This is a genomic window from Pseudomonas sp. IT-P395, assembly GCF_949767675.1.
Taxonomy (GTDB): Bacteria; Pseudomonadota; Gammaproteobacteria; order Pseudomonadales; family Pseudomonadaceae; genus Aquipseudomonas.
The window spans coordinates 524,785-548,910 of record NZ_CATKPW010000022.1; the positions used below are offsets into that span (position 1 = coordinate 524,785).

A 24,126-nucleotide genomic window follows, 5' to 3' on the forward strand; every position below is an offset into this window, starting at 1 on the left:
TCAACCGAATAATCCCCAATGGCCGCCAACTGGTCATCGGGGTCCCGTTCATCTGGCTGTTCCTGTTCTTCATGCTGCCGTTCTTCATCGTTCTGAAGATCAGCTTCGCCGAAGCCGACGTGGCCATCCCGCCGTACACCGAGATCTACACGTACGCCGAGCAGAAGCTGCAACTGCTGCTGAACCTGGGCAACTACGCAATGCTGGCGGGCGACGAGTTGTACATCGCTGCTTACCTCGGCTCGCTGAAGATGGCGCTGATCAGCACCATCCTCTGTCTGGTGATCGGCTACCCGATGGCCTACGCCATTGCCACCGCCCGTAAAGAGCTGCAAACGGTGCTGGTGTTGCTGATCATGATGCCGACGTGGACGGCGATCCTGATCCGCGTTTACGCGTGGATGGGCATCCTCAGCAACAACGGTTTGCTCAACGGTTTTCTGATGAGCATGGGTTTCATCGACGAGCCACTGCAGATCCTCAACACCAACCTTGCGGTGTACATCGGTGTCGTTTACTCGTACCTGCCGTTCATGATCCTGCCGCTGTACGCCAACCTGGTGAAGCACGACAACAGTCTGCTCGAAGCCGCATCGGACTTGGGTTCGAGCACCTTCAACAGTTTCTGGAAAATCACCATCCCGCTGTCCAAGAACGGCATTATTGCCGGCTGCATGCTGGTGTTCATCCCGGTGGTCGGTGAGTTCGTGATCCCGGAACTGCTCGGCGGTCCGGAAACCCTGATGATCGGTAAAGTGCTCTGGCAAGAGTTCTTCAATAACCGTGACTGGCCGGTGGCATCCGCGCTGGCAGTGGTGATGCTGGCGATCCTGATTGTGCCGATCATTCTGTTCAACCGCAGTCAGGCCAAAGAAATGGAGGGCAAAGAATGAAGCGCATCCGTTTCTCCAGCCTGATGCTGGTTATCGGTTTGTTGTTCATCTACCTGCCGATGCTGATCCTGGTGATCTACTCGTTCAACGCCTCGAAACTGGTAACGGTGTGGGGCGGCTGGTCGATCAAGTGGTACGTCGGGTTGCTCGACAACACCCAACTGATGGGCTCGGTGCTGCGCTCGCTGGAAATCGCCTGCTACACCGCAGTTGCTGCGGTGGCGCTGGGCACACTGGCGGCGTTCGTGCTGACCCGTATCACCCGCTTCAAGGGCCGCACGCTGTTCGGCGGACTGGTGACGGCGCCATTGGTAATGCCGGAAGTGATCACCGGTCTGTCGCTGTTGCTGTTGTTCGTGGCCATGGCGCAGATGATCGGCTGGCCGCAGGAACGTGGCATCGTCACCATCTGGATCGCCCACACCACGTTCTGTGCGGCGTATGTGGCGGTGGTGGTGTCGGCGCGTCTGCGTGAGCTCGACCTATCGATCGAAGAAGCGGCGATGGACCTCGGTGCGCGGCCGTGGAAGGTGTTCTTCCTGATCACCATCCCGATGATCGCGCCATCGCTGGCGGCGGGCGGCATGATGTCGTTCGCGCTGTCGCTGGATGACCTGGTGCTGGCGAGCTTCGTCTCCGGTCCGGGGTCGACAACCCTGCCGATGGAAGTGTTCTCGGCGGTGCGTCTGGGTGTGAAGCCTGAGATCAACGCTGTGGCGAGTCTGATTCTGCTGGCGGTATCGATCGTGACCTTCATGGTCTGGTTCTTCAGCCGCCGTGCCGAAGAAGCGCGCAAGAAAGCCATCCAGCAAGCCATCGAAGAAAGCGCAGCCGATTCGTGGAAGCAGCCGGACGTGCGTCGCGCACCAAGCCCGGAAGCCGCGTAAGCACTAATGGGTTGGCCTCATTCTCGAGGTCAACCCAATTCAAACTGTAGGAGTGAGCCTGCTCGCGATAGCGGAGTGTCAGTCAGGAAATTTCCAACTGACAGGACGCCATCGCGAGCAGGCTCACTCCTACATGGGTTTTAGGCAGTCCAGGGTGAGTGGCGGATGACCTCGACAAAGTTCATCGGCTTGAACCCCGGCTCCTGATCCTTCAGCACATCGGTCTTCACATTGCCGAACGTGGTCTGCGGACGATGGCGCAAACCCTCGGCAAACGCGCAGATGATGCACTCCTTGAAGCCTTCCCCGCGCGGGTGCGCATGCACCACCGCTTCGCGCTGCACAGTGCTGAACGCGGCGTAGTCCATTCCGAGTACATCCATCTCGACACCTGCAGTGACCAGTGCCACGGTCGGACGCAGATGCTTCGGTACGCCCGGCGTGGTGTGCAGGGCAATCGACAGCCACACCTGTTCTATATCGTCATCACTCAACCCGTACGGTTTGAGAAACGCCGCCGCCGCGTTGGCACCGTCCACTTCGAAACGCTCGTCATCACTGCGATGACCTTCGACCAGACCGAGGTCGTGGAACATCGCGCCGACGTAGAGCAGCTCCGGATCGTAGGCCAGTCGTTGGCGTTCACCGCTCAGTGCGCCGAACAAAAATACCCGCCGCGAGTGGTGGTAGAGCAGGTCGGACTCGATGTCGCGGATGTACTCGGTGGTGGCCCGGACGAGGGCGCTGTCGGGGATTTTGATGCCGGCGATGGTTGTGCTCATGGCAGGTTTCCTCACTGAAACGCCGTTGTGGCGCTGCTGGGGAAAGTCTGTTCCCGACGCTGAAAGGGGACAATCGATGCATGGCTGCGATCCTTGCCAATCGACCTGCAAATCGTGCCAAGCTAAAAGATCGCAGCCTTCGGCAGCTCCTACATGGGAACGCGGACACCTGTAGGAGCTGCCGCAGGCTGCGATCTTTTGCTCTTAAAGGGGGAATCCACAGCCATGAGCAAAACCGTCGCCATCGTCGTGTTCGCCGGAGTGCAGTCACTGGATGTCAGCGGCCCGATGGATGTGTTCGCCGAGGCCAATCGCTTCCTGGCGGCCGAGGATCACTATCGGCTCGAAGTGATCGGCGTCGAACGCGGCCCGATGGCCTGCTCCAACGGTTTGAACCTGAATGCCCATCGGCATTTCAGCGAAGCACTCGACGCCTACGATCTGCTGCTGGTCGCCGGTGGGCCACAATTGCCGTTCATGGATTTTGGCGCGACGTTCGACGGTTGGCTGCGTGAGGCCTGTGCACGGGCGCAGCGTTTTGGTTCGATCTGCAACGGCGCGTTCACGCTCGCGCGCGCGGGGTTGCTGGAGGGGCGCACCGTGACTACGCACTGGAATGACGCCGAGGCGTTGGCGCAGTTGTGTCCGACGACGCAGGTCGAGGCTGATCGCTTGTATGTCGAGGACGGCACGCTCTATACCTCGGCCGGGGTCACGGCGGGGATTGATCTGTCGCTCTACCTGCTGGCGCGTGATCACGGTGCTGAAGTGGCGCTGAGCGTGGCTAAACGGCTGGTGGTGTTCACCCAGCGGTCTGGTGGGCAGTCGCAGTTCAGCCCGTTCCTCACGCCGCATGCAGAGCCGACGTCGGCGGTGGCGATGGTGCAGTTGTATGTGTTGGCCAATCTCACGGGTGATCTGACGATCGCCGATCTGGCCAATGCGGCGAACATGAGTGCGCGTAACTTTTCTCGGGTGTTTGCTCGTGAGGCGAAGGTGACGCCGGCGGAGTTTGTCGAGCGGGCGCGGGTGGATGCGGCGCGGGTGATGCTGGAGAGCACGGCGGCGCCGTTGAAAACTGTGGCGTATCAGTGTGGGTTTCGTGATGCGCAGCACATGCGCGGGGTGTTTAATCGCCGGCTGGGGGTTACGCCGCAGCAGTTTCGGCTGAATTTTGCGGTGATGGTTTGACCCTTACCCTTACCCCAGCCCTCCCGAAACGTCGGACCGCCCAGAGGGAGAGGGGGCCGACCGCAGTGTCTGGCGTGATACATCGACCTGAAAGACCTTAGCGATTATGGATTCGGTAAAGCAGTGTCAGGTCGCTGTAAACCTTGAGCATCCCCCAATCAGTCCCCTCTCCCTCTGGGCGGTCCGACGTTTCGGGAGGGCTAGGGTGAGGGGCTCTTAAGGCGCTGCCCGCGCCGGCAACAGCTTCAAGGTACTGCGCGTATTCGCCGTCACCTCTTCGGCATTGAAATGCGCCTGCACATACATCCCGTCGACATACGCCTCAGCCTGATCGTCATAGTGACTGTCGAACGGCACACCACTCTGCCCAACCGGGTTAATCGTCAACCCATGCGCCGGATCGGCAAAATCCACCAAGCGCCGCGTCGACGGCCCATACGTCACCGGCCATGGCGCCGGGCCGATCTTCGCTGAAAGGTTGTTCGGCACTTCATGACTGCCCGGCGCCGCAAACGGCCCAACGTTGAAAATCCGATCCAGCGGCTTCTGCTGTCCCAACGGATGGCCGTGAGTCAGCGTGTGCGCAGCGCCCCATTTCCACTCGGCAGAGTTATCGCCGAGGGTCAGCTTCAAGTGCTGCATGCTCGCCTGCCACGCCGCGCGGACGATATCGGCGCGGGTCTCCTTGTTCGGCGTGCTGCGGTTGTCCCACCACGGTGAATCGGCATTCGCCGCCAGTTTCGGCAGCGCCGCATCGATCACCCGCGTCGACAGTAATGTCTCGAAGAAGTCATTGCCCAACTCATCACGCATCGCCGCATCGGCAAGGTCATACAAGAACTGGTTGAACAGCGTTGCACTGACCGAATCCAGCGGATAGTCGCCTGGCCACTGCGCCAGTTGCTCGACCAGTTTCAGTTGCGCCGGATCGCTGACCACCTCACGCAGCACCGGCAGCAACGGCGCGAGCAAGCGCGGGCCGTAACCGGTGGTGGTGCCCAGTTGCAGCTTCTGATTGGCCTCGTTGGTCCACTTCATGCTCTTGTCGCTGAGCTGCCGGTTCAGTTGCTGACCGCGATCGGCGAGGTTGTAGTAACCAGGAATCTGCATGCCGGTCGGCGACACGGGCTGGAAGTTGGCCGAGACGATGTAGCCGCGTGCCGGGTTCTCTTCCTGCGGGTTGGCGCTGAATGGGTAGAAACCCTCCTTGTCGGCCTGATTGCTGCTGCCGTCGAGCATGAATTCCGGCCGCACCCCGGCCGGGCGCTTGGGCAGCAATGCCGAGGCCCACCAGGCGATATCGCCCTTGGCGTTGGCGTAAACCAGGTTCAGCCCCGGCGCCTGGACTTTTGCGGCAGCGGCGCGGGCCTTGGCCAGGGTGTCGGCGCGATTGAGCTGGTAGAAGCCTTCGAGGATCGGGTTCGGTGTTTCGAGAAAGGCCCACCACATGGCGATCGGCGTCTTGCCGGCAGCGGTGCCGAGCGCATCGTTGACGATAGGGCCGTGGGGCGATTGGCGCAGGGTCAGGGTCACCGGCGACTGCCCCTTCACGTTGATCTGCTGTTGCGTGACGACCATGTCGGTCCACTGGCCGCGATACCAGACCTGATTCGGATTATCCGGGTTGACCTTCTCGGCGATCAGATCGAGATCGTCGTTCTGGAACATGGTCAGGCTCCAGCCGAAATCGAGGTTGTGACCGAGAAACGCAAACGGCACCAGCGCCTGATGATGGCCGTACAACTCGAAGCCGGGCGCCGACAATTGCGCTTCGTACCACACCGACGGCACCGAGAAACGAATGTGCGGATCACCCGCCAGCAATGGCTTGCCGCTCTGGCTGCGGCTGCCCGCGATGACCCAAGCATTACTTCCTTCGAACTGCGGCAGACCGTTGTCGATCAACGCCTGTTCGCTGAGGCGGGCGAGGGCGTTGAGGTCCTTCCAGTCGCCAGCGGCGAGGGCCGGCGCAGGCTTGGCGTGACCGTTGACCAGCACGCCTTTGGGCTGCCAGTCGAGGTCGAAAACGTTGAGGTAATCGGCGCCGAGCTGATCGCGCACGTAGGTCAGCAGCGGTTCGGTGCGAAACGCCGCGGCAAAGCTATAGGCCATGTAGCCGGCGACGCTGATGCTGTCTTCCGCCGTGAACGGCCGTTTGGGGATGCCCAGCACATCAAACTCGATCGGTGCAGCGTGGCTGTCCTGATATTGATTGATGCCATCCAGATAGGCTTGCAGGCCCTTCCACGCCGGTGACTGTTTATCGAGACTGGCGACGTAACTGGCCGCGCGTTCGCGGATGCGCAGGCTGCGGAACAGTTTGTCGGTGTCGAGCAGTTTCGGCCCGAGCACTTCGGCCAGTTCGCCGCGGGCGAGGCGGCGCATGGCTTCCATCTGGAACAGGCGATCCTGGGCATGCACATAACCGAGGGCGCGATAGAGGTCGGTTTCGTTCTCGGCGCGAATGTGCGGCACGCCGCGTTCGTCGTAGCGCACGGTCACCGAACCCTGCAGGTTGCGCAGCTCGACCTGACCCTGGCGCGTCGGTTGTTTGCTGTAGACATACCCGCCGACGCCGACAAGCAGAACAACGATGAGCAGGGCAAGTACGGTGAACACGCGCTTCATGGTGACTCCTTGTGCAGGCGGGATGCCGCCCGTCGGGCTGCAAACAATTAGCACAGACCTTCAGTGCCGTGCAGCGCTGTCCTTGAAAAGTCCGGAATGCCTTACTGCGTCTCCACCGGCCACGGGCAGTAGCAACCGACCGCCAGGGTGTGCGTGGCATTGACCGGGCGATCTTCCGTCAGGGCATTCAAAATCGGTTCGATAAAGCTGTTGCTGGAATTGCAGGTGAGGCCTTCGCTGTACGGACCGAAGTAGGCCAGTTTGCCGCTGCGGTCCCAGATCGCCACGGCCGGACTGGCTGGAACCTGTTCGGAGCCGGGCAATATCGTGATGGTTTTCAGGCTGCTGAGGGTTGCCGGCAACTGACCGTGGCTGCCAGCCTTCTGCACAGCGAAGAACTCCACGCCTTTGGCGCCAAACTGCTCGACCATCTCGGTCAGGTGCTGTTGGTTGCCGACGTTGCACGGGCAGGCCGGGTCCCAGAAGTGCACCAGGCGAATCTTGCCAGGGCCGGCGAGGTTGTCCGGCAGGCGCAGCGGATCACCGGAAAATACCGCCGTGTGTTCGCTGAACGCTCGCAGATAACGCCCTTGAAACCAGTCATACGCCGCCCACAGCACCCCGGCGCAAATCATCGCGAGCAGGCTGGCAAACAGTGCGGTGCGGTAGGGCGAACGCATGGTTTTCGATCCTCGAAAGGTCGGCTAGCTTGCCATGTCTGTCACTACAGATGAATATCGCAGGCCGATAAAGTCTGTTTACCGCTTTGGAATTGCCTTATGTCTGCCACTTTCGACCCCGATCAAATCCGCGCCAGCCTCAAGCCTTTGGCCGAGTGGCAGCCGTTGTCGGACGAGGCGAAGGCGTACCAGCAGTTTTATCAAACCGATTTTCCCCATCGTGATGTCTGGCGTGGCATGGGCCGTTTCGAAGTCGATGGTTATGAAGTGGTCAGCCATTGCTGGTGGCCGGAGAAGGTCAAGGCGACGCTGTTTCTGCTGCACGGCTACTACGATCACACCGGGCTGTATCGGCATGTGATCGAGTGGGCGCTGGATCAGGACTTCGCGGTGATCGCCTGCGATTTGCCGGGGCATGGTCTGTCGAGCGGGCCGCGCGCGAGCATTCGCGATTTCTCCGAGTATCAGGACGTCCTGCAAGCGTTGTTCGCCGAGGCGCAGTCGATCACCCTGCCGCAGCCGTGGCATTTGTGCGGGCAGAGCACTGGCGGGGCGATTGTGGTCGATCACCTGCTCAACCATGCTGAAAACAGCCCGGCGCAGGGCCAGGTGATTTTGATGGCGCCGCTGGTGCGGCCACGGGCGTGGGGCTGGTCGCAGCTGAGTTATTACCTGCTCAGGCCTTTCGTCAGGGGTGTCGCGCGACGCTTCAGCGAGAATTCCAACGACCCGGATTTCCTGCCGTTTCTGCAGGCCGATCCGTTGCAGCCACGACGCTTGCCGACGAAATGGGTGGGGGCGTTATCGCGCTGGATCATTCGCGTCGAGCACGCGAAGAAGAGTCCGCGGCGGCCACTGATCATTCAGGGGCAGGCGGACATGACCGTCGACTGGCAGCACAATCTACAGGTGTTGAAATGGAAGTTTGATCGGCCGCAGATCTTGTTGTTAGCCGAGGCGCGGCATCATCTGGCGAATGAGACGGCGGAGATGCGGGAGGAGTATTTCGAGTTTCTCAGCAAGCGCATCAGAGGCCGGAATCTCTAGTGAAGCTGAAGGCCCCATCGCTGGCAAGTCAGGCGCTGAAGCTCATTGCCCGACCGCCAACCCTGCGCGAATCGCCGCCAGCGCCGCCTGATAGTAGGCCTTGCCTTCAGTCGACTCGGCAAACGTCGCAAACTCTTCCAGCTCTTCATCCGACAAATCGCGATAGACGTAGAGCAGCGTGTTGTTCATGTCCGCGCCAATCTGATCCATCAAACGCTGGCGCTGACCGTTGAGCATACCTTGCGCCTGACCACCACCGAGCAGCCCCGGAATCATCGAACTCAAGCTGTCCGCCGCCACACCAGCAATCGCCAAGCTCACTTCGGCGCCAGCTTCACGGGCCGGCAAGGCTTGCGCGAGGTGGCCGATGATCAGCAGACGGCTGTCGCTGGCCTGCATCTTTGGCAGACCCTTGGCATTTTTCGCCAATTGATCGCGCCGGGTCGCCAGCAATTCGGCTGCGACGATTTTCTTGCCCAGCGGTGATTGAAAGAAGGTCAGCGCCGGTTTCGGGTCGGCAAGCTTCTGCCGCAGTTGCGCTTCGGCGCGTTGATCGACGGCCTGCGGCGCGAAGCGCTGGTTGCTGTTGTTCACCAGCGCTTGAAACACCGCCGGCGGCAGGCTGTTCTGATAGCGCTGCTGTGCGGCCGTCAGGGCGTCATTGAAATGCGCACGTTGATCTGGCCAGCCGGCGACCTTGTACAACTGATCGTGGCCGTCCGCCCAGGCGGGCAAAACGCAGAACATCAACAGTGAAAAAAGCAAACGGCGCATAGGGACTCCTGTCAGCAGCGGACTATTCTCCGTGCGGTGCCGGTACTTGTCGAGAATTCGTAGCAAGCCGCCGCGTGGCTCTGTCGGATTTGTTGCCGCCGACATACTATGCGCGCCATGCAAATATCCTCTGAACACCCACTGCTGTTACGCATTGTCGATGACCTGGCCGAACACGGCTGGTCGCAGCAGAACATATTCCTGCCCGCCGGTTTGACCCGCGAGCTGGCGGCCGAGTGCCGCAAACGTGAAGCCGAGGGTGAACTGGCGCCGGCGGCGGTGGGGCGTGGGCCGTTTTCGGAGATCCGCGAGGGGATTCGTGGCGACCACATTCAGTGGATCGATCCAGGTCAGGCCGAGGCCAGCGACCGCTATCTGAACTTGATGGAAAGCCTGCGTGAGGCGCTCAACCGTGGCCTGTTTCTCGGTCTTGAGGATTTTGAGTGCCATTTCGCCTTGTATCCGCCCGGCGCTTTTTATCGCCGGCATGTCGACCGTTTTCGCGACGATGACAAGCGCATGGTGTCGGTGGTGGTCTATCTCAATGACGCGTGGCTGCCGGAGGATGGCGGTCAGTTGCGCATGTACCTGAATGATGAGCGCGTGCATGACGTGCAGCCTACTGGCGGGTGTCTGGTGGTGTTTCTCTCTGGTGAGGTGCCTCATGAAGTGCTGCCGGCGAACCGCGAGCGCCTGTCGCTGACTGGCTGGTTTCGTCGCCGTGGCAACGAGCCGTTCTGAGATGCACAGGATTCTGGTCAGTCGCTGCCTGTTGGGTCATCGCGTGCGTTATGACGGTGGTGCGAGCGGGCCGTTTGATTTGCTTGAACAGTGGATTGCCGAAGGGCGGGTGGTGCCGTTGTGCCCGGAGGTCGCGGGAGGATTGCCGACGCCTCGGGCGGCGGCGGAGATTCCCGGCGGGCAGGGTGGTGAAGTGCTCGATGGTGTCGCGACGGTGATCACTACCGAAGGCGAGGATGTCAGTGCGCAGTTTCTCGATGGCGCGCGGCAGGCGCTGGAGCTGGTGCACAAGCACGGGATTCGTGTGGTGGTGCTCAAGGCCAACAGTCCTTCTTGCGGGAATCTGTTGACGTATGACGGGACGTTCAGCGGAGTGAAAGTCTCTGGCGAAGGCGTGACGGCTGCGTTGCTCAAGCGCCATGGTGTGCAGGTTTTCAGTGAGCTTGAATTGGCTGAGGCGGCGGTGGCCCTGGCGGCTTTGGGCTGATCCGGAATCGTTGCCCTCACCCCAGCCCTCTCCCGGAGGGAGAGGGAGCCGACCGAGGTGTCTGACGTCTTGCATCGACCTGGAAGACCTTATCGACTATGGATTCGACACAGCCATGACCGATCGATTATGGAATCGACAAAGCCATGACCAGTCGATTTCGGATTCGGTATAGCCATCCCAGGTCGGCGTATCTCTAAAGCAACCCCAAATCAGTCCCCTCTCCCTACGGGCGGTCCGACGTTTCGGGAGGGCTAGGGTGAGGGGCTTCTAAGGCTTCAACCACTTCTCGGTCAGTGCCGCCAGGCGTCCGTCCTCCTTGATCCGCTGCATCGCACTCGCAAGGCTGGCCTGAAACGCCGGATTACCCTTCTGAAACGGAATCGCCAATTCCACCGGCTCTGCCACTTTCGGCTTCTCTTCCGTCAACGCCTGCACCAGCACCATCGGCCGTGGCTGCTCGTCTTTTTTCGCCAGCAACTGCGAATCGACCTTGCCGTAAGACTCGCTGAAGTCGAAACGATCCTTGAGTTCGGATGTCAGTGCTATGTGGTTGAGCGCAACGTCGTACTTGCCGCTTTCAACGCCCTGGAGCAGGTCTGCCTCATCCGTGACGATGAAGTCAGCGCGTACATCCAGCTCCCGGGCCAGCAGTTGCCCAAGCTCGACCTCGAACCCCGTGAGTGTGTCGCCTTCCTTGTAATTGAACGGCGGTGTATTAGCCTCAAGGGCTATGCGCAGCTCGCCACGGTCGTTGACGTCATCAATCAGTTCGGCGTGAGCCAAAGGGCTCAAAAGGGGTAGCAGGCAGATCAGGCCAGGCAGAAAACGCATGGTCACTCCTTTGAAATCATTATCGCGACGCTCTGATTCAGGCTCGCTTTGCTATGGTTGTCGAGTGCCTTCGACAACGAATGGTCATGAAGTTGTCATGACCGTGCGGATTTTACGGAAAAACTGGAGAAGAAAATGAAAAGCTTTATGTCACGTGCAGCGTTGGCGGGTGTGCTGATGGGGGTTTCGGTGCTGGCCAGTGCGGCGACACCGGCACCAAAAGGCGCCGAAGTGTTCATCGTTTCTCCCGAGGACGGGGCCACGGTTTCGCAGACCTTTACCGTCAAATTCGGTACCAAGGGCGTCGCCCTGGCGCCGGCCGGTGACGTCACCAAAAACACCGGTCACCATCACCTGCTGATCGACGCCAAGGAAATCGTTCCTGCCGGTTCGGTCGTCCCTACCGATGCCAATCATATGCACTTCGGCAAGGCGCAGACCCAGGCTGACATCAAGCTCGCCCCGGGCCAACACACCTTGCAGCTGGAACTTGGCGACAGCGGTCACATGGCGTTCGACCCGCCAATCGTCTCGAAAAAAATCACCGTCAACGTCGAATAACCTTTTCGCCGTGCATGAAAAAGGGAGCCCGAAGGCTCCCTTTTTTGTCGCTCAACGCTAAATCAGAACAACACACGGCTACGGATAGTGCCGTTGATGTGCTGCAGCTTCTCTTGCGCCAGATCCGAGTACTCGGCGTCGACGTCGATCACCACGTAGCCAACCTTCTCGTTGGTCTGCAGGAACTGACCGGAGATGTTGATGCCGTTTTCGGCGAAGACCTTGTTGATCTCGCTCATCACACCCGGGATGTTCTCGTGGATGTGTAGCAGGCGGTGCTTGCCAGGGTGAGCCGGCAGGGCCACTTCCGGGAAGTTCACCGACGATACCGAAGTACCGTTGTCGCTGTACTTGACCAGTTTCTCTGCAACTTCCAGACCGATGTTGGCTTGCGCTTCGGCGGTCGAACCACCGATGTGCGGGGTCAGGATCACGTTGTCGAGGCCACGCAGCGGGCTTTCGAACTCTTCGTCGTTGGAGCGTGGCTCCACCGGGAACACGTCGATGGCCGCGCCGATCAGGTGCTTGTCCTTGATCGCGTCCGCCAAGGCGTCCAGCTCGACCACGGTACCGCGCGCCGCGTTGATCAGGATGCCGCCCTTTTTGATGGCGCGGATTTCCTTCTCGCCGATCATCCACTGGGTCGCAGCGGTTTCCGGAACGTGCAGGGTGACGATGTCGGACATGCCCAGCAGTTCGGTCAGGCTGCCGATCTGAGTAGCGTTGCCCAGTGGCAGCTTGGTCACGGTGTCGTAGAAGTACACCTGCATGCCCAGGCCTTCAGCCAGAACCGACAGCTGCGTACCGATCGAGCCGTAGCCGACGATACCCAGTTTCTTGCCACGGATCTCGAAGGAGTTGGCTGCGGATTTGATCCAGCCGCCACGGTGGCAGGAAGCGTTTTTCTCCGGGATGCCGCGCAGCAGCAGGATCGCTTCGGCCAGCACCAGTTCCGCTACGGAGCGGGTGTTGGAGTACGGCGCGTTGAACACGGCAATGCCGCGCTCACGGGCAGCACTCAGGTCAACCTGGTTGGTGCCGATGCAGAAACAGCCGACCGCTACCAGCTTCTTCGCGTGATCGAAGATCTCTTCGGTCAGTTGGGTGCGCGAACGAATGCCGATGAAGTGAGCGTCAGCGATCTTTTCCTTGAGCTGGGCTTCCGGCAAGGAACCTGTCAGGTATTCGATGCTGGTGTAGCCCGCCGCCTTGAGGACGTCGACAGCCGATTGGTGGACGCCTTCGAGAAGAAGGAACTTGATCTTGCTCTTATCGAGAGAAGTCTTGCTCATCTGCGTAAACCTGTATCCCGGAGAAAAATGGCAGGAAATGGTCAACAGACGCTGACCCGGACGACAAGAAAGTCGTCTCCGCGGATCTGGCCTTGGGCGCTGTCCTGCGGGGTCGATATGCTAGCATAGCCTCCCCGCTAAACACTCATTCCTGCGACGTGAAGCGTTCTCAGGATGACCATGAATTGTTCGAGAGTTCTGTCGATGACCAATCCTGCCCTGATTGATGAACTGAAGACCCTGGTCGAGCCTGGCAAGGTCCTGACCGACGCCGACTCCCTGAATGCGTACGGCAAGGATTGGACCAAACACTTCGCCCCGGCGCCAAGCGCCATTGTGTTTCCCAAGACCATTGAGCAGGTGCAGGCGGTGGTCCGTTGGGCCAACTCGCACAAGGTCGCACTGGTGCCATCGGGCGGGCGCACCGGACTTTCCGCCGCTGCCGTGGCGGCGAATGGCGAAGTGGTCGTGTCGTTCGACTACATGAATCAGATTCTCGACGTGAACCTCACCGACCGCACCGCCGTTTGTCAGCCGGGCGTGGTCACCGAGCATTTGCAGAACGTCGCCGAAGAGAAAGGCTTGTACTACCCGGTCGATTTCGCTTCGGCAGGTTCCAGCCAGATTGGCGGCAATATCGGCACCAATGCCGGCGGGATCAAGGTGATTCGCTACGGCATGACCCGCAACTGGGTCGCCGGCATGAAGGTGGTCACCGGCAAGGGTGATGTGCTGGAACTGAACAAAGACCTGATCAAGAACGCCACCGGCTACGACTTGCGTCAGCTGTTTATCGGTGCTGAAGGCACCCTCGGTTTTGTCGTCGAAGCGACCATGCGCCTCGATCGTGCGCCGAAAAACCTCACCGCGATGGTCCTCGGCACCGCTGATTTCGACTCGATCATGCCGGTGCTGCACGCCTTCCAGGGCAAGCTTGACCTGACCGCGTTCGAATTTTTCTCCGACAAGGCCTTGGCCAAAGTCATGGGCCGTGGTGACGTGCCGGCACCTTTCGAAACCGATTGCCCGTTCTACGCACTGCTGGAATTCGAAGCGACCACCGAAGAAGTGGCCAACAGTGCACTGGAAACCTTCGAGCATTGCGTCGAGCAGGGCTGGGTGCTGGACGGCGTGATGAGCCAGAGCGAAACGCAGTTGCAGAACTTGTGGAAACTGCGCGAATACATCTCCGAAACCATCTCGCACTGGACGCCGTACAAGAACGACATCTCGGTCACCGTGTCGAAAGTGCCGGCATTTCTCAAGGAAATCGACGCGATCGTCGGCGAACACTATCCGGACTTCGAAATCGTCTGGTTCGGCCACATCGGCGACGGCAACCTGCACTTGAACATTCTCAAGCCGGATAACCTTAGCAAGGACGAGTTCTTCGCCAAGTGCGCGACCGTCAACAAGTGGGTGTTCGAAACCGTCGAGAAGTACAACGGTTCGATTTCCGCTGAACATGGCGTGGGCATGACCAAGCGCGATTACTTGACCTACAGCCGTTCCCCGGTCGAGATCGAGTACATGAAAGCGGTAAAAGCGGTGTTCGACCCGAACGGCATCATGAACCCGGGCAAGATTTTTGCGGTTTGATCGGCAATCTTTGATGAATCAATGAAGGCAGGAGTCGGTAAATGAGCTATCAGCACCAGTACGTCGACGGCACGCGCATCCACTTCCCGATCGGGAAAGTCGTGTGCATTGGCCGTAATTACGCCGAACACGCCAAGGAACTGGACAACCCGGTGCCTACCGAGCCGTTACTGTTCATCAAACCAGGCAGTTGCGTGGTCGAGCTGGAAGGCGGTTTCGCCATTCCGACCGAGCGCGGTTCGGTGCACTACGAAGCGGAAATCGCCGTGTTGATCGGCAAGCCGTTGTCGACCAAACCGAGCCGTGAAGAAGTACTCGACGCCATTTCCGGTTTCGCCCCGGCGCTGGACCTGACCCTGCGCGACAAGCAGGCCGAGCTGAAAGCCAAGGGCCTGCCGTGGGAAATCGCCAAGTCGTTCGACGGCGCGGCGGTGCTTGCGCCGTTCGTGGTCGGCAGCACCTTTGCTGACCTGACCGACATCGGTATTCGTCTGACCATCAACGGCGAAGTCCGCCAGGACGGCAACAGCAGTGCGATGCTCAATCCGATCGTGCCGATGATCCAGCACATGGCCGGCTGCTTCTCGCTGCAGGCCGGTGATGTGATCCTCACCGGTACGCCGGTGGGTGTTGGCCCGCTGAACGTGGGCGACGACATCGTCCTCGAGCTGGTCGGCGCGAGCAGCTTCACCAGCAGCGTGCGCTGATTTAACGCGGTCCCCTTGCAGGAGTGAGCCTGCTCGCGATAGCGGTCTGTCAGTCAACGATTGTTTCGACTGACCTGACGCCATCGCGAGCAGGCTCACTCCTACAGGGTTTTGTGATCTCTCCCACAATGGCGCAGGGCAATCCCGCCATTTGCCGTTTTTTTCACATCCTGTACGGATAATTCCTCTCATTCTGGCGTCTGAGCCGGCCTCTTTGTGCTATTACCCATAGCCTGAATTTTCGGAACGCGTCCATCGATGTCATCTCAAACTCAGCTCAAACCCACCCGCCGCTCACGTTTCTCCCTGCGCTGGTATGTCTGGCTCTTGCTGGTGGTTGCCGCCGCTTATGCCTTGGCGTTTGCCATGCATTGGGATGATCGCGGGGTGCTCTGGCTGCAGGAAAGCTTCGAAAGCCAGGCCGAGCAGAAGGAAAGCATCTGGCTGCCGGACTATCGAGTGGTGATAGATGCCAAACCGCTCAAGGGGATGGAGAAGGACGAGGCTTCGGATCTGGCATACAACCCGCAGACCAAAACGCTTTTCTCGGTGATGGGCAAGAACCCGTTTCTCGCCGAGCTGACCTTGCAAGGTGATGTGCTGCGCAAGATGCCGCTGGTGGGCTGGAGCAATCCGGAAGGCCTGACGATGATGGAAAACGGCCTGATGGCCATCGTCGATGAGCGCCAGCACCTGCTGTCGATCGTCAAAGTCGACGGCGACACCCGCGAATTGAACATCGCCGACTTCCCGAAATACGATCTCGGCCCGTCGAAAGACCAGAACAAAGCCTTCGAAGCTATTACCTGGGATGCGCACAACCAGCAATTGCTGTTGGGCGAGGAGCGGCCACCGGCGCTGTTTACCTGGAAAAGCGATGGCAGCCAGATCCTCAAGGGTGAAAAGCAGAAACTTGCCAGTGATGAACTGGATATTCGCAACCTCTCGGCCTTGGCGATTGACCCGCGCACCCAGCACACCCTGGTGCTGTCCGCCGACTCACATCTGCTGCTGGAACTGGACGAGAAGGGCGAACAGGTCAGCTTCATGACCCTGCTTGGCGGCTTCAACGGTCTGAAAAACACCATCCCCCGCGCCGAAGGCGTGACCATGGACGAGGCGGGCACGCTGTACATGGTCAGCGAGCCGAACCTGTTCTATCGCTTCGAAAAACAGAAATAGCAGCCTTTACCGATTCCAATGTAGGAGCTGCCGAAGGTTCGGGCCGCGTTCGGACGATCTTTTGACTGTGGGACGCAGAGCGTCCCCGGCTGCGTTCCCACGTAGAGCGTGGGAACGATCAGATCGCAGCCTGCGGCAGCTCCTACAGGGGTTGGCTTGTGGTTTGAGGCAAGTGGCCATTAAGCTTCAGTTCAGACGGGCGTGATATTTCATCCGCCTGTTTTGATCCCGAGCTCATCCGAATGCGTCGACTTGCCCGCCCCAAGCCTCTGATTATTTTCCTGTCGGTGATTGCCCTGATCGCGTTGATTGCGATCGGCCAATACATGCGCCTGTTCGAGCGCGCCTGGTTCAATCTGCACACGTTGTGGCAACCGCTGAGCAGTGAATCCATTGCGTTGGACCAGTATCGAGTCGAGATTGAAGCGCGGGTGATTGACGGGCTGGACGACGATGTCTCGGCGCTGACCTTCGATCCGGTGCGCAAAAGCCTGTTCACCGTGACCAACAAGAATTCCGAACTGGTCGAACTGTCGCTCGAAGGCCAGATCCTGCGGCGCATTGCCCTGATTGGTTTTGGCGATCCCGAAGCCGTCGAGTACATCAGCGCCGACACCTACGTGATCACTGATGAGCGTCAGCAGCGGCTGATCAAGATACACCTGGAAGCAGACACCACATTCCTCGACGCGGCGGACGCCGAGCAGATGACCCTCGGCGTGCATATGGCCAGCAACAAAGGTTTTGAAGGCCTGGCGTATGACTCGGTAGGCAAGCGCTTATTTGTCGCGAAAGAGCGTAACCCGATGCTGATCTACGAAGTGCACGGCTTTCCGCATTTCAATCCGGAGAAGTCCTACGCGGTGCATGTGATCAACGATCCCAAGCGTGACGCCGGGATGTTTGTGCGCGATCTGTCGAGTTTGCAGTACGACGAGCGCAGCGGGCATTTGCTGGCACTGTCGGATGAGTCGCGGCTGATTCTGGAGCTGGATGTCGGCGGGCGGCCGTTGAGCACGATGTCCATCAGTGGCGGGCGGCAGGGTTTGAAGAAAACCGTACCGCAGGCGGAAGGCATTGCGATGGATGATGACGGGACGTTGTATCTGGTGAGTGAGCCGAATCTGTTTTACGTCTTCAAAAAACCAACACCGAACTAACCAACACCACAGAACCATTGTAGGAGTGAGCCTGCTCGCGATAGCGGTGTGTCAGTCGACATTTATCTCAACTGACACACCGCTATCGCGAGCAGGCTCACTCCTACAGGTTTATCCGTCTGCCCACAAATCTGTAGGTGACCGGGCTTACTCAGCCTTGAGGGTTTTCACGCCTTCGCTAGTACCCAGCAACAACAGATCCGCCGGACGCGCCGCGAACAAGCCGTTGGTGACCACGCCGACAATCGCATTGATCTGCGCTTCCAGCTCCACCGGGTTGGTGATCTGCAGGTTGAACACGTCAAGAATGATGTTGCCGTTATCGGTCAAAACGCCTTCGCGGTACACCGGGTCGCCGCCCAGCTTCACCAGTTGGCGCGCGACATGGCTGCGGGCCATCGGGATCACTTCGACTGGCAGCGGGAATTCGCCCAGCACCGGCACCAGTTTGCTGGCGTCGGCGATGCAGATGAAGGTCTTGGCCACGGCCGCGACGATCTTCTCGCGGGTCAGGGCCGCGCCGCCGCCCTTGATCAGGTTCAGGTGCGCGTCGCTTTCATCGGCGCCATCAACGTAGAACTCCAGGTCGCTGACGGTGTTCAGCTCATACACTGGAATCCCGTGGCCCTTCAGACGCGCGGCAGTGGCTTCGGAACTGGCAACCGCGCCATCGAACGCGCCCTTGTGTTGGGCCAGAGCGTCGATGAAGCAGTTGGCGGTGGAGCCGGTGCCGACCCCGACGATGCTCTTGTCGTCGAGTTTCGGAAGGATGAAGTCGACGGCGGCCTGAGCCACTGCCTGTTTGAGTTGATCCTGGGTCATGCGGGCTCCGGAAGCGGGCAAGGTGAGAACGGAAAGGCCGGCATTATAGCCGCAAGCGCGGCTAAAACCTCTGGATTCGTGTGGTCGTGCGGGCAAAAGCCGGGTTAGACTCCCCGGTCCCGCTCAACCGCTCAGTGATGCTTTCCGATGCTCGAACAGTACGTCAAAAAGATCCTCACCTCGCGCGTTTATGACGTTGCCGTAGAAACCCCGCTGCAGAACGCTCGCCAGCTCTCCGAGCGGCTGGGCAATGACATCTGGCTCAAGCGTGAAGACTTGCAGCCGGTGTTCTCGTTCAAGATTCGCGGCGCCTACAACAAGCTGACGCAACTGAGCGATGAAGAGCGCGCGCGTGGCGTGGTCACCGCGTCGGCGGGCAATCATGCGCAGGGTCTGGCCCTGGCGGCGAAAGTGCTGGGCGTCAAAGCCACCATCGTCATGCCCAAGACCACCCCCGAGATCAAAGTCGAAGGCGTGCGCTCGCGCGGCGGCAAAGTCGTGCTGCACGGCGATTCGTTTCCGGAGGCGCTGGCCTACTCGCTGAAGCTGGTCGACGAAAAAGGCTACGTCTACATCCACCCGTACGACGATCCGCACACCATTGCCGGGCAGGGCACCGTGGCGATGGAAATTCTGCGCCAGCACCCGCAGCCGCTGGACGCGATTTTCGTTCCGGTCGGTGGCGGTGGTTTGATCGCCGGTATCGCCGCGTACGTGAAATACCTGCGCCCGGACATCAAAGTCATCGGCGTCGAGCCGGACGATTCCAACTGCCTGCAAGCGGCGATGGCTGCCGGTGAGCGCGTGGTGCTGCCGACCGTGGGCATCTTTGCCGACGGCGTGGCCGTGGCGCAGATCGGTCAGCACACCTTCGACATCTGCAAAGACTATGTCGATGAAGTGATCACCGTCAGCACCGACGAGATCTGTGCAGCAATTAAAGATATCTACGACGATACCCGCTCGATCACCGAACCTGCCGGCGCGTTGGGCGTGGCCGGGATCAAGAAGTACGTCGAGCAACGCGGTGTCAGCGGCCAGACCTTCGTCGCCATCGACTCCGGTGCCAATGTCAACTTCGACCGCCTGCGTCACGTTGCCGAGCGCGCCGAACTGGGCGAGGGCCGTGAAGCGATCATCGCCGTGACCATCCCCGAGAAGGCCGGCAGCTTCAAGGCGTTCTGCGAAGCCATCGGCAAGCGCCAGATCACCGAATTCAACTATCGCTACAACACCGGCAGCGAAGCGCACATCTTCGTTGGTGTGCAGACTCACCCGGAAAACGACCCGCGCAGCGCATTGCTGGCGAGCTTGGCCGAGCAGGGTTTCCCGGTGCTCGACCTGACTGACAACGAACTGGCCAAGCTGCACATCCGCCACATGGTCGGCGGTCACGCGGCGCATGTGATTGATGAAGTGGTGTTCCGCTTCGAGTTCCCGGAGCGTCCGGGTGCGCTGTTCAACTTCCTTAATAAACTCGGTGGGCGCTGGAACATTTCGATGTTCCATTACCGCAACCACGGCGCTGCCGATGGCCGGGTGGTCGCGGGCCTGCAAGTGCCGCACGACGAGCGTCATCTGGTGCCGGCGGCGCTTGAGGAAATCGGCTACCCGTACTGGGATGAAAGCGACAACCCGGCCTATCAGCTGTTTCTTGGCTGAGCGGCTACGCTGATGGGCATGGCCCAAGGAAGAGAAATTCATGGAAACCCTGACCACCCTGAAAGTCCTTCACGTCGCGGCGACCGTGGTGATCCTCGCCAGCGGGTTGGGGCTCGCTGCTCTTTCCTGGCGTAATCGCAGCGAAGGGCCGGCCAGCACGATGCAGCGTCCCTGGCTGTTTATCTGGTGTTTGATGCTGATCGGTATGCTGAGCATGCCTTTCACCGGCTGGTGGTTGGTACATCTGATCGGCTGGCCACTGGGGCAGTTCTGGATTCTGGGGTCCAGCGTGATCTATGCCGTGGCCACGTTGAGTGCGGTCTGGCTGCTGGTTCGGCTGAATCGGCTGTGGACGAGCGGGGTCGGCAACTGGAAATTCAGCCTGGCGCTGGCGATTGTCAGCGGCGTCGGGTTTCTCGCCATTGCGGGGTTGATGGGGGCCAAGCCTGTTTAAGGCTATATACCGAGTCGAGCCAATCGCTGGCAAGCCAGCTCCCACAGGGATCTTCAGTGAACACGGATATTGTGGACAGCCGAAAAACCTGTGGGAGCTGGCTTGCCAGCGATGGCGTAATTAGCCACGCAGACTAATCACCGGCCAGCCACGCTTCTCTGCTTCGGCGCGCAGATTCGGATCCGGATCGACAGCAACCGGATTCGCCACCTGCTCCAGCAACGGCAAATCATTCATCGAATCGCTATAGAAATAGCTGTCATCCAGAGAATATCCGGTCTCTTCCAGCCAACGATTCAGCCGCGTCACCTTGCCTTCGCGAAAGCACGGAATGTCGATGCTGCGCCCGCTATAACGGCCATCAACCATTTCACACTCGGTTGCGATCAGGGTTTCAACGCCCAGGCGCACAGCAATCGGCGCGGTGACGAAGCGGTTGGTCGCGGTGATGATCACCAGTTTGTCGCCAGCATCGCGGTGCTTTTTCAGCAGTTCCAGCGCCTTGGGCAAGATGATCGGTTCGATGCAGTCGCGCATGTAATCGTTGTGCCATTGATCGAGCACGGCCATTTCGGTGCGGCCGAGGATCTCCAGGCAGAAGTTCAGGTACGCGGCGTTATCCAGTTTGCCGGCCAGGTAATCCTGATAGAACTCGTCGTTGCGAGCCTTGTACGCAATCGGGTCGAGGAAGCCGCGTTCACACAGATAGTCGCCCCAGGCGTGATCGCTGTCGCCGCCCAGAAGGGTGTTGTCCAAATCGAATAGAGCCAGGCGCATTGCAGTTACCCGCTGATAAGTCTGTAAAAAGGCGACAAGAATACGGTCTTTTCACAAGAGTGCACATAAGGTAGGAAGCCTCGTTGCCGCCTTATCAACCTTTGTGGAACAATGCGGCGACATGCGTTTGCGAGGTTGTTGCCGTGATCGACCCCGATGGTTTCCGCCCCAATGTCGGGATCATTCTGACGAATGACGCCGGCCAGGTGCTATGGGCTCGCCGTATCAATCAAGATGCCTGGCAGTTTCCGCAAGGGGGAATCAACCCTGAAGAGACGCCGGAAGACGCCTTGTACCGCGAGCTGAACGAAGAAGTTGGCCTGGAACGTGAAGATGTTGAAATACTGGCCTGTACTCGGGGCTGGTTGCGCTATCGTTTGCCGCAACGTCTGGTGCGTACGCACAGCCAACCGCTGTGCATCGGCCAGAAACAGAAATGGTTTCTCCTGCGCCTGATCTCCAACGAGCAGCGGGTGCGGATGGATTTGACCGGTAAACCGGAGTTCGATGGCTGGCGCTGGGTCAGCTATTGGTATCCGTTGGGCCAGGTGGTGACATTCAAGCGCGAGGTGTATCGCCGCGCCCTCAAAGAGCTTGCCCCGCGCCTTTTAGCGCGCGACTGACGACGGAGTTCGACCCCGAGCCATGCTCAATACGCTGCGCAAGATCGTCCAGGAAGTTAACTCCGCCAAGGATCTCAAGGCGGCGTTGGGGATTATTGTGTTGCGCGTCAAAGAGGCCATGGGCAGCCAGGTCTGCTCGGTCTACCTGCTTGATCCCGAGACCAACCGCTTCGTCCTGATGGCCACCGAGGGCTTGAACAAGCGCTCGATCGGCAAGGTCAGCATGGCACCCAACGAAGGTCTGGTCGGTCTGGTCGGCACGCGTGAAGAACCCCTGAACCTCGAAAACGCTGCGGATCACCCGCGCTACCGTTACTTCGCCGAAACCGGTGAAGAGCGTTATGCCTCGTTCCTCGGCGCACCGATCATTCACCACCGCCGCGTCGTCGGCGTGTTGGTCATCCAGCAAAAAGAACGCCGCCAGTTCGACGAAGGTGAAGAAGCCTTCCTCGTGACCATGAGCGCGCAGCTTGCCGGCGTTATCGCCCACGCCGAGGCCACTGGTTCGATCCGTGGTCTGGGCCGTCAGGGCAAAGGCATTCAGGAAGCCAAGTTCGTCGGCGTGCCGGGTTCGCCGGGTGCGGCGGTCGGTACGGCGGTGGTCATGCTGCCGCCGGCCGATCTCGACGTGGTGCCGGACAAGACCATCACCGACATCAACGCCGAGCTGGCGCTGTTCAAGACCGCCATCGAAGGCGTGCGCGCCGACATGCGCGCGTTGTCCGCCAAGCTGGCGACGCAACTGCGCCCGGAAGAGCGCGCGCTGTTCGACGTCTACCTGATGATGCTCGACGATGCCTCGCTGGGCAGCGAAATCACCACCGTGATCAAGACCGGCCAATGGGCCCAGGGCGCGCTGCGCCAGGTGGTCACTGAGCACGTCAACCGTTTCGAACTGATGGACGACGCCTACCTGCGTGAGCGTGCCTCGGACGTCAAAGACCTCGGTCGCCGCCTGCTCGCCTATTTGCAGGAAGAGCGTCAGCAGAATCTGGTCTACCCGGAAAAAACCATTCTGGTCAGCGAAGAACTGACGCCGGCGATGCTCGGCGAGGTGCCGGAAGGCACGCTGGTCGGTCTGGTCTCGGTACTCGGTTCGGGTAACTCCCACGTGGCGATCCTGGCCCGGGCCATGGGCATTCCGACGGTGATGGGTCTGGTCGACCTGCCGTATGCCAAGGTCGACGGCATCGAAATGATCGTCGACGGCACACGCGGCGAGGTCTACACCAACCCAAGCGAAGTGCTGCGCAAGCAGTTCGCTGAAGTCGTCGAAGAAGAGAAACAACTGGCGCTGGGCCTCGACACCCTGCGTGACTTGCCATGCGTGACCCTCGACGGTCACCGCATGCCGCTGTGGGTCAACACCGGTTTGCTCGCCGATGTGGCGCGGGCGCAGAAGCGTGGCGCCGAAGGTGTCGGCCTGTACCGCACCGAAGTGCCGTTCATGATCAACCAGCGCTTCCCGAGCGAGAAGGAACAACTGGCGATCTACCGCGAGCAGCTCGCCGCGTTCCACCCGCAACCGGTGACCATGCGCAGCCTCGACATCGGCGGTGACAAGTCGCTGTCGTACTTCCCGATCAAGGAAGACAACCCGTTCCTCGGCTGGCGCGGCATTCGTGTGACTCTCGACCACCCGGAAATCTTCCTGGTGCAGACCCGCGCGATGCTCAAGGCCAGCGAAGGCTTGAACAACCTGCGGATTCTGCTGCCGATGATCTCCGGCACTCACGAACTCGAAGAAGCCCTGCACCTGATCCACCGCGCCTGGGGCGAAGTACGCGACGAAGGCACCGATGTGCCGATGCCGCCGATTGGCGTGATGATCGAGATTCCGGCAGCGGTGTACCAGACCAAGGAACTGGCGCGGATGGTCGACTTCCTGTCCGTCGGCTCCAACGACTTGACTCAGTATTTGCTGGCGGTCGACCGTAACAACCCGCGTGTGGCCGATCTTTACGATTACCTGCATCCGGCAGTACTGCAAGCCCTGCAAACCGTGGTACGCGATGCCCATGCCGAAGGCAAACCGGTGAGTATCTGCGGCGAAATGGCCGGTGATCCGGCGGCGGCGGTGCTGTTGATGGCGATGGGGTTCGACAGCCTGTCGATGAACGCCACCAACTTGCCGAAGGTGAAGTGGATGTTGCGTCAGGTCAATCTGAGCAAGGCTCAGGAGTTGTTGGCGGAGCTGATGACCATTGATAACCCGCAGGTTATCCACAGTTCGCTGCAATTGGCGCTGAAGAACCTTGGGTTGTCGAAGATGCATCCGCCGGCGGTGGTCAAAGCCCTCTGAAGATCAAAAGCCCCTCACCCTAACCCTCTCCCAAAGGGAGA

General features: G+C 59.9%; 23 protein-coding genes. 15 read left to right on the forward strand and 8 right to left on the reverse strand.

Features of this window, described 5'->3' with window-relative positions; all coding sequences use genetic code 11:
- Positions 1–11: 11 nt before the first annotated feature.
- Both ACM6IN_RS17675 and ACM6IN_RS17680 read left to right on the forward strand, forming a co-directional pair.
- A complete protein-coding gene (locus ACM6IN_RS17675; RefSeq protein ID WP_176091783.1) occupies positions 12–893 on the forward strand; it encodes an ABC transporter permease subunit in 882 nt (293 codons plus the stop codon).
- Positions 890–1,780 carry an ABC transporter permease subunit gene (locus ACM6IN_RS17680; protein WP_007913861.1) on the forward strand — a complete coding sequence of 297 codons (891 nt, stop codon included), beginning with the start codon at positions 890–892 and terminating at the stop codon, positions 1,778–1,780. The genes ACM6IN_RS17675 and ACM6IN_RS17680 overlap by 4 nt, the downstream gene beginning before the upstream one ends.
- 140 nt (positions 1,781–1,920) lie before the next feature.
- Here the strand turns inward: ACM6IN_RS17680 and ACM6IN_RS17685 are convergent, their stop codons facing one another.
- Positions 1,921–2,562 carry an HD domain-containing protein gene (locus ACM6IN_RS17685; protein ID WP_414916439.1) on the reverse strand — a complete coding sequence of 214 codons (642 nt, stop codon included), beginning with the start codon at positions 2,560–2,562 and terminating at the stop codon, positions 1,921–1,923.
- A 225-nt stretch (positions 2,563–2,787) separates the two neighbouring features.
- Between ACM6IN_RS17685 and ACM6IN_RS17690 the strand changes: the two genes are divergently transcribed.
- The gene (locus tag ACM6IN_RS17690) at positions 2,788–3,753 is read left to right on the forward strand and encodes a GlxA family transcriptional regulator (RefSeq protein ID WP_414916440.1); all 966 of its coding nucleotides are present in this window, start codon (positions 2,788–2,790) and stop codon (positions 3,751–3,753) included.
- Positions 3,754–3,969: 216 nt separating this feature from the next.
- Here the strand turns inward: ACM6IN_RS17690 and ACM6IN_RS17695 are convergent, their stop codons facing one another.
- The gene (locus tag ACM6IN_RS17695) at positions 3,970–6,381 is read right to left on the reverse strand and encodes a penicillin acylase family protein (protein ID WP_414916441.1); all 2,412 of its coding nucleotides are present in this window, start codon (positions 6,379–6,381) and stop codon (positions 3,970–3,972) included.
- Positions 6,382–6,482: 101 nt separating this feature from the next.
- Positions 6,483–7,061, reverse strand: a complete 579-nt coding sequence (locus ACM6IN_RS17700; RefSeq protein ID WP_007913865.1) for a DUF6436 domain-containing protein — start codon at positions 7,059–7,061, stop codon at positions 6,483–6,485.
- A gap of 99 nt (positions 7,062–7,160) precedes the next feature.
- Here ACM6IN_RS17700 and ACM6IN_RS17705 point away from each other — a divergent pair, with 99 nt between their 5' ends.
- Positions 7,161–8,108: an alpha/beta hydrolase gene (locus tag ACM6IN_RS17705; protein WP_414916442.1), complete on the forward strand. Its 948-nt coding sequence runs from the start codon at positions 7,161–7,163 to the stop codon at positions 8,106–8,108.
- A 42-nt stretch (positions 8,109–8,150) separates the two neighbouring features.
- Here the strand turns inward: ACM6IN_RS17705 and ACM6IN_RS17710 are convergent, their stop codons facing one another.
- The gene (locus ACM6IN_RS17710; RefSeq protein ID WP_007913867.1) at positions 8,151–8,882 is read right to left on the reverse strand and encodes a DUF2059 domain-containing protein; all 732 of its coding nucleotides are present in this window, start codon (positions 8,880–8,882) and stop codon (positions 8,151–8,153) included.
- Between the two features lie 108 nt (positions 8,883–8,990).
- Here ACM6IN_RS17710 and ACM6IN_RS17715 point away from each other — a divergent pair, with 108 nt between their 5' ends.
- Both ACM6IN_RS17715 and ACM6IN_RS17720 read left to right on the forward strand, forming a co-directional pair.
- A complete protein-coding gene (locus ACM6IN_RS17715; RefSeq protein ID WP_007913869.1) occupies positions 8,991–9,623 on the forward strand; it encodes a 2OG-Fe(II) oxygenase in 633 nt (210 codons plus the stop codon).
- A gap of 1 nt (position 9,624) precedes the next feature.
- Positions 9,625–10,110: a DUF523 domain-containing protein gene (locus tag ACM6IN_RS17720; RefSeq protein WP_414916443.1), complete on the forward strand. Its 486-nt coding sequence runs from the start codon at positions 9,625–9,627 to the stop codon at positions 10,108–10,110.
- Between the two features lie 270 nt (positions 10,111–10,380).
- Here ACM6IN_RS17720 and ACM6IN_RS17725 read toward each other — a convergent pair whose 3' ends face one another.
- A complete protein-coding gene (locus tag ACM6IN_RS17725; protein ID WP_414916444.1) occupies positions 10,381–10,944 on the reverse strand; it encodes a transporter substrate-binding domain-containing protein in 564 nt (187 codons plus the stop codon).
- Between the two features lie 135 nt (positions 10,945–11,079).
- On the opposite strand from ACM6IN_RS17725, the gene ACM6IN_RS17730 reads away from it, so the two are divergent.
- On the forward strand, positions 11,080–11,505 hold the full coding sequence (locus ACM6IN_RS17730) for a DUF4399 domain-containing protein (protein WP_095112825.1): 426 nt from the start codon (positions 11,080–11,082) through the stop codon (positions 11,503–11,505).
- A gap of 62 nt (positions 11,506–11,567) precedes the next feature.
- Here ACM6IN_RS17730 and serA read toward each other — a convergent pair whose 3' ends face one another.
- Positions 11,568–12,797, reverse strand: a complete 1,230-nt coding sequence (serA, locus tag ACM6IN_RS17735) for a phosphoglycerate dehydrogenase (RefSeq protein ID WP_008085296.1) — start codon at positions 12,795–12,797, stop codon at positions 11,568–11,570.
- 204 nt (positions 12,798–13,001) lie between these two features.
- On the opposite strand from serA, the gene ACM6IN_RS17740 reads away from it, so the two are divergent.
- The 4 genes from ACM6IN_RS17740 (at position 13,002) to ACM6IN_RS17755 (ending at position 17,445) form a co-directional block, all read left to right on the forward strand.
- Positions 13,002–14,396 (forward strand): FAD-binding oxidoreductase, encoded by a 1,395-nt coding sequence (locus tag ACM6IN_RS17740; RefSeq protein WP_042704915.1) that lies wholly within the window; start codon positions 13,002–13,004, stop codon positions 14,394–14,396.
- 41 nt (positions 14,397–14,437) lie between these two features.
- Positions 14,438–15,103 carry a fumarylacetoacetate hydrolase family protein gene (locus ACM6IN_RS17745; RefSeq protein ID WP_007913879.1) on the forward strand — a complete coding sequence of 222 codons (666 nt, stop codon included), beginning with the start codon at positions 14,438–14,440 and terminating at the stop codon, positions 15,101–15,103.
- Between the two features lie 258 nt (positions 15,104–15,361).
- On the forward strand, positions 15,362–16,285 hold the full coding sequence (locus tag ACM6IN_RS17750; protein WP_095112824.1) for an SdiA-regulated domain-containing protein: 924 nt from the start codon (positions 15,362–15,364) through the stop codon (positions 16,283–16,285).
- A gap of 242 nt (positions 16,286–16,527) precedes the next feature.
- Complete coding sequence (locus ACM6IN_RS17755; protein ID WP_414894602.1) at positions 16,528–17,445, forward strand: SdiA-regulated domain-containing protein; 918 nt, start codon at positions 16,528–16,530, stop codon at positions 17,443–17,445.
- 147 nt (positions 17,446–17,592) lie between these two features.
- Here ACM6IN_RS17755 and rpiA read toward each other — a convergent pair whose 3' ends face one another.
- Positions 17,593–18,267 (reverse strand): ribose-5-phosphate isomerase RpiA, encoded by a 675-nt coding sequence (gene rpiA / locus ACM6IN_RS17760; RefSeq protein WP_007913886.1) that lies wholly within the window; start codon positions 18,265–18,267, stop codon positions 17,593–17,595.
- A gap of 147 nt (positions 18,268–18,414) precedes the next feature.
- Here rpiA and ilvA point away from each other — a divergent pair, with 147 nt between their 5' ends.
- Both ilvA and ACM6IN_RS17770 read left to right on the forward strand, forming a co-directional pair.
- Positions 18,415–19,929, forward strand: a complete 1,515-nt coding sequence (ilvA, locus tag ACM6IN_RS17765) for a threonine ammonia-lyase, biosynthetic (protein ID WP_123376155.1) — start codon at positions 18,415–18,417, stop codon at positions 19,927–19,929.
- A gap of 40 nt (positions 19,930–19,969) precedes the next feature.
- Entirely contained in the window at positions 19,970–20,383 is a 414-nt protein-coding gene (locus tag ACM6IN_RS17770) for a DUF2269 family protein (protein ID WP_414916445.1), read from the forward strand.
- 120 nt (positions 20,384–20,503) lie between these two features.
- Here the strand turns inward: ACM6IN_RS17770 and ACM6IN_RS17775 are convergent, their stop codons facing one another.
- Positions 20,504–21,160 carry an HAD family hydrolase gene (locus ACM6IN_RS17775; protein WP_095112821.1) on the reverse strand — a complete coding sequence of 219 codons (657 nt, stop codon included), beginning with the start codon at positions 21,158–21,160 and terminating at the stop codon, positions 20,504–20,506.
- Between the two features lie 143 nt (positions 21,161–21,303).
- On the opposite strand from ACM6IN_RS17775, the gene ACM6IN_RS17780 reads away from it, so the two are divergent.
- Together ACM6IN_RS17780 and ptsP are read left to right on the forward strand one after the other, a co-directional pair.
- Entirely contained in the window at positions 21,304–21,783 is a 480-nt protein-coding gene (locus ACM6IN_RS17780) for an RNA pyrophosphohydrolase (protein ID WP_003229203.1), read from the forward strand.
- A 22-nt stretch (positions 21,784–21,805) separates the two neighbouring features.
- The gene (gene ptsP, locus ACM6IN_RS17785) at positions 21,806–24,085 is read left to right on the forward strand and encodes a phosphoenolpyruvate--protein phosphotransferase (protein ID WP_007913900.1); all 2,280 of its coding nucleotides are present in this window, start codon (positions 21,806–21,808) and stop codon (positions 24,083–24,085) included.
- Positions 24,086–24,126: the final 41 nt, after the last annotated feature.

What these genes read in the sequence shown, in the direction of transcription:
- serA (WP_008085296.1), bottom strand. Translation starts at nt 12,797, where the DNA reads ATGAGCAAGACTTCTCTCGATAAGAGCAAGATCAAGTTCCTTCTTCTC.
- ACM6IN_RS17690 (WP_414916440.1), top strand. Translation starts at nt 2,788, where the DNA reads ATGAGCAAAACCGTCGCCATCGTCGTGTTCGCCGGAGTGCAGTCACTG.
- ACM6IN_RS17685 (WP_414916439.1), bottom strand. Translation starts at nt 2,562, where the DNA reads ATGAGCACAACCATCGCCGGCATCAAAATCCCCGACAGCGCCCTCGTC.
- ACM6IN_RS17710 (WP_007913867.1), bottom strand. Translation starts at nt 8,882, where the DNA reads ATGCGCCGTTTGCTTTTTTCACTGTTGATGTTCTGCGTTTTGCCCGCC.
- rpiA (WP_007913886.1), bottom strand. Translation starts at nt 18,267, where the DNA reads ATGACCCAGGATCAACTCAAACAGGCAGTGGCTCAGGCCGCCGTCGAC.
- ACM6IN_RS17725 (WP_414916444.1), bottom strand. Translation starts at nt 10,944, where the DNA reads ATGCGTTTTCTGCCTGGCCTGATCTGCCTGCTACCCCTTTTGAGCCCT.
- ACM6IN_RS17700 (WP_007913865.1), bottom strand. Translation starts at nt 7,061, where the DNA reads ATGCGTTCGCCCTACCGCACCGCACTGTTTGCCAGCCTGCTCGCGATG.
- ACM6IN_RS17775 (WP_095112821.1), bottom strand. Translation starts at nt 21,160, where the DNA reads ATGCGCCTGGCTCTATTCGATTTGGACAACACCCTTCTGGGCGGCGAC.
- ACM6IN_RS17715 (WP_007913869.1), top strand. Translation starts at nt 8,991, where the DNA reads ATGCGCGCCATGCAAATATCCTCTGAACACCCACTGCTGTTACGCATT.
- ACM6IN_RS17755 (WP_414894602.1), top strand. Translation starts at nt 16,528, where the DNA reads ATGCGTCGACTTGCCCGCCCCAAGCCTCTGATTATTTTCCTGTCGGTG.
- ilvA (WP_123376155.1), top strand. Translation starts at nt 18,415, where the DNA reads ATGCTCGAACAGTACGTCAAAAAGATCCTCACCTCGCGCGTTTATGAC.
- ACM6IN_RS17695 (WP_414916441.1), bottom strand. Translation starts at nt 6,381, where the DNA reads ATGAAGCGCGTGTTCACCGTACTTGCCCTGCTCATCGTTGTTCTGCTT.
- ptsP (WP_007913900.1), top strand. Translation starts at nt 21,806, where the DNA reads ATGCTCAATACGCTGCGCAAGATCGTCCAGGAAGTTAACTCCGCCAAG.
- ACM6IN_RS17770 (WP_414916445.1), top strand. Translation starts at nt 19,970, where the DNA reads ATGGAAACCCTGACCACCCTGAAAGTCCTTCACGTCGCGGCGACCGTG.
- ACM6IN_RS17750 (WP_095112824.1), top strand. Translation starts at nt 15,362, where the DNA reads ATGTCATCTCAAACTCAGCTCAAACCCACCCGCCGCTCACGTTTCTCC.
- ACM6IN_RS17720 (WP_414916443.1), top strand. Translation starts at nt 9,625, where the DNA reads ATGCACAGGATTCTGGTCAGTCGCTGCCTGTTGGGTCATCGCGTGCGT.
- ACM6IN_RS17680 (WP_007913861.1), top strand. Translation starts at nt 890, where the DNA reads ATGAAGCGCATCCGTTTCTCCAGCCTGATGCTGGTTATCGGTTTGTTG.
- ACM6IN_RS17730 (WP_095112825.1), top strand. Translation starts at nt 11,080, where the DNA reads ATGAAAAGCTTTATGTCACGTGCAGCGTTGGCGGGTGTGCTGATGGGG.
- ACM6IN_RS17745 (WP_007913879.1), top strand. Translation starts at nt 14,438, where the DNA reads ATGAGCTATCAGCACCAGTACGTCGACGGCACGCGCATCCACTTCCCG.
- ACM6IN_RS17740 (WP_042704915.1), top strand. Translation starts at nt 13,002, where the DNA reads ATGACCAATCCTGCCCTGATTGATGAACTGAAGACCCTGGTCGAGCCT.
- ACM6IN_RS17705 (WP_414916442.1), top strand. Translation starts at nt 7,161, where the DNA reads ATGTCTGCCACTTTCGACCCCGATCAAATCCGCGCCAGCCTCAAGCCT.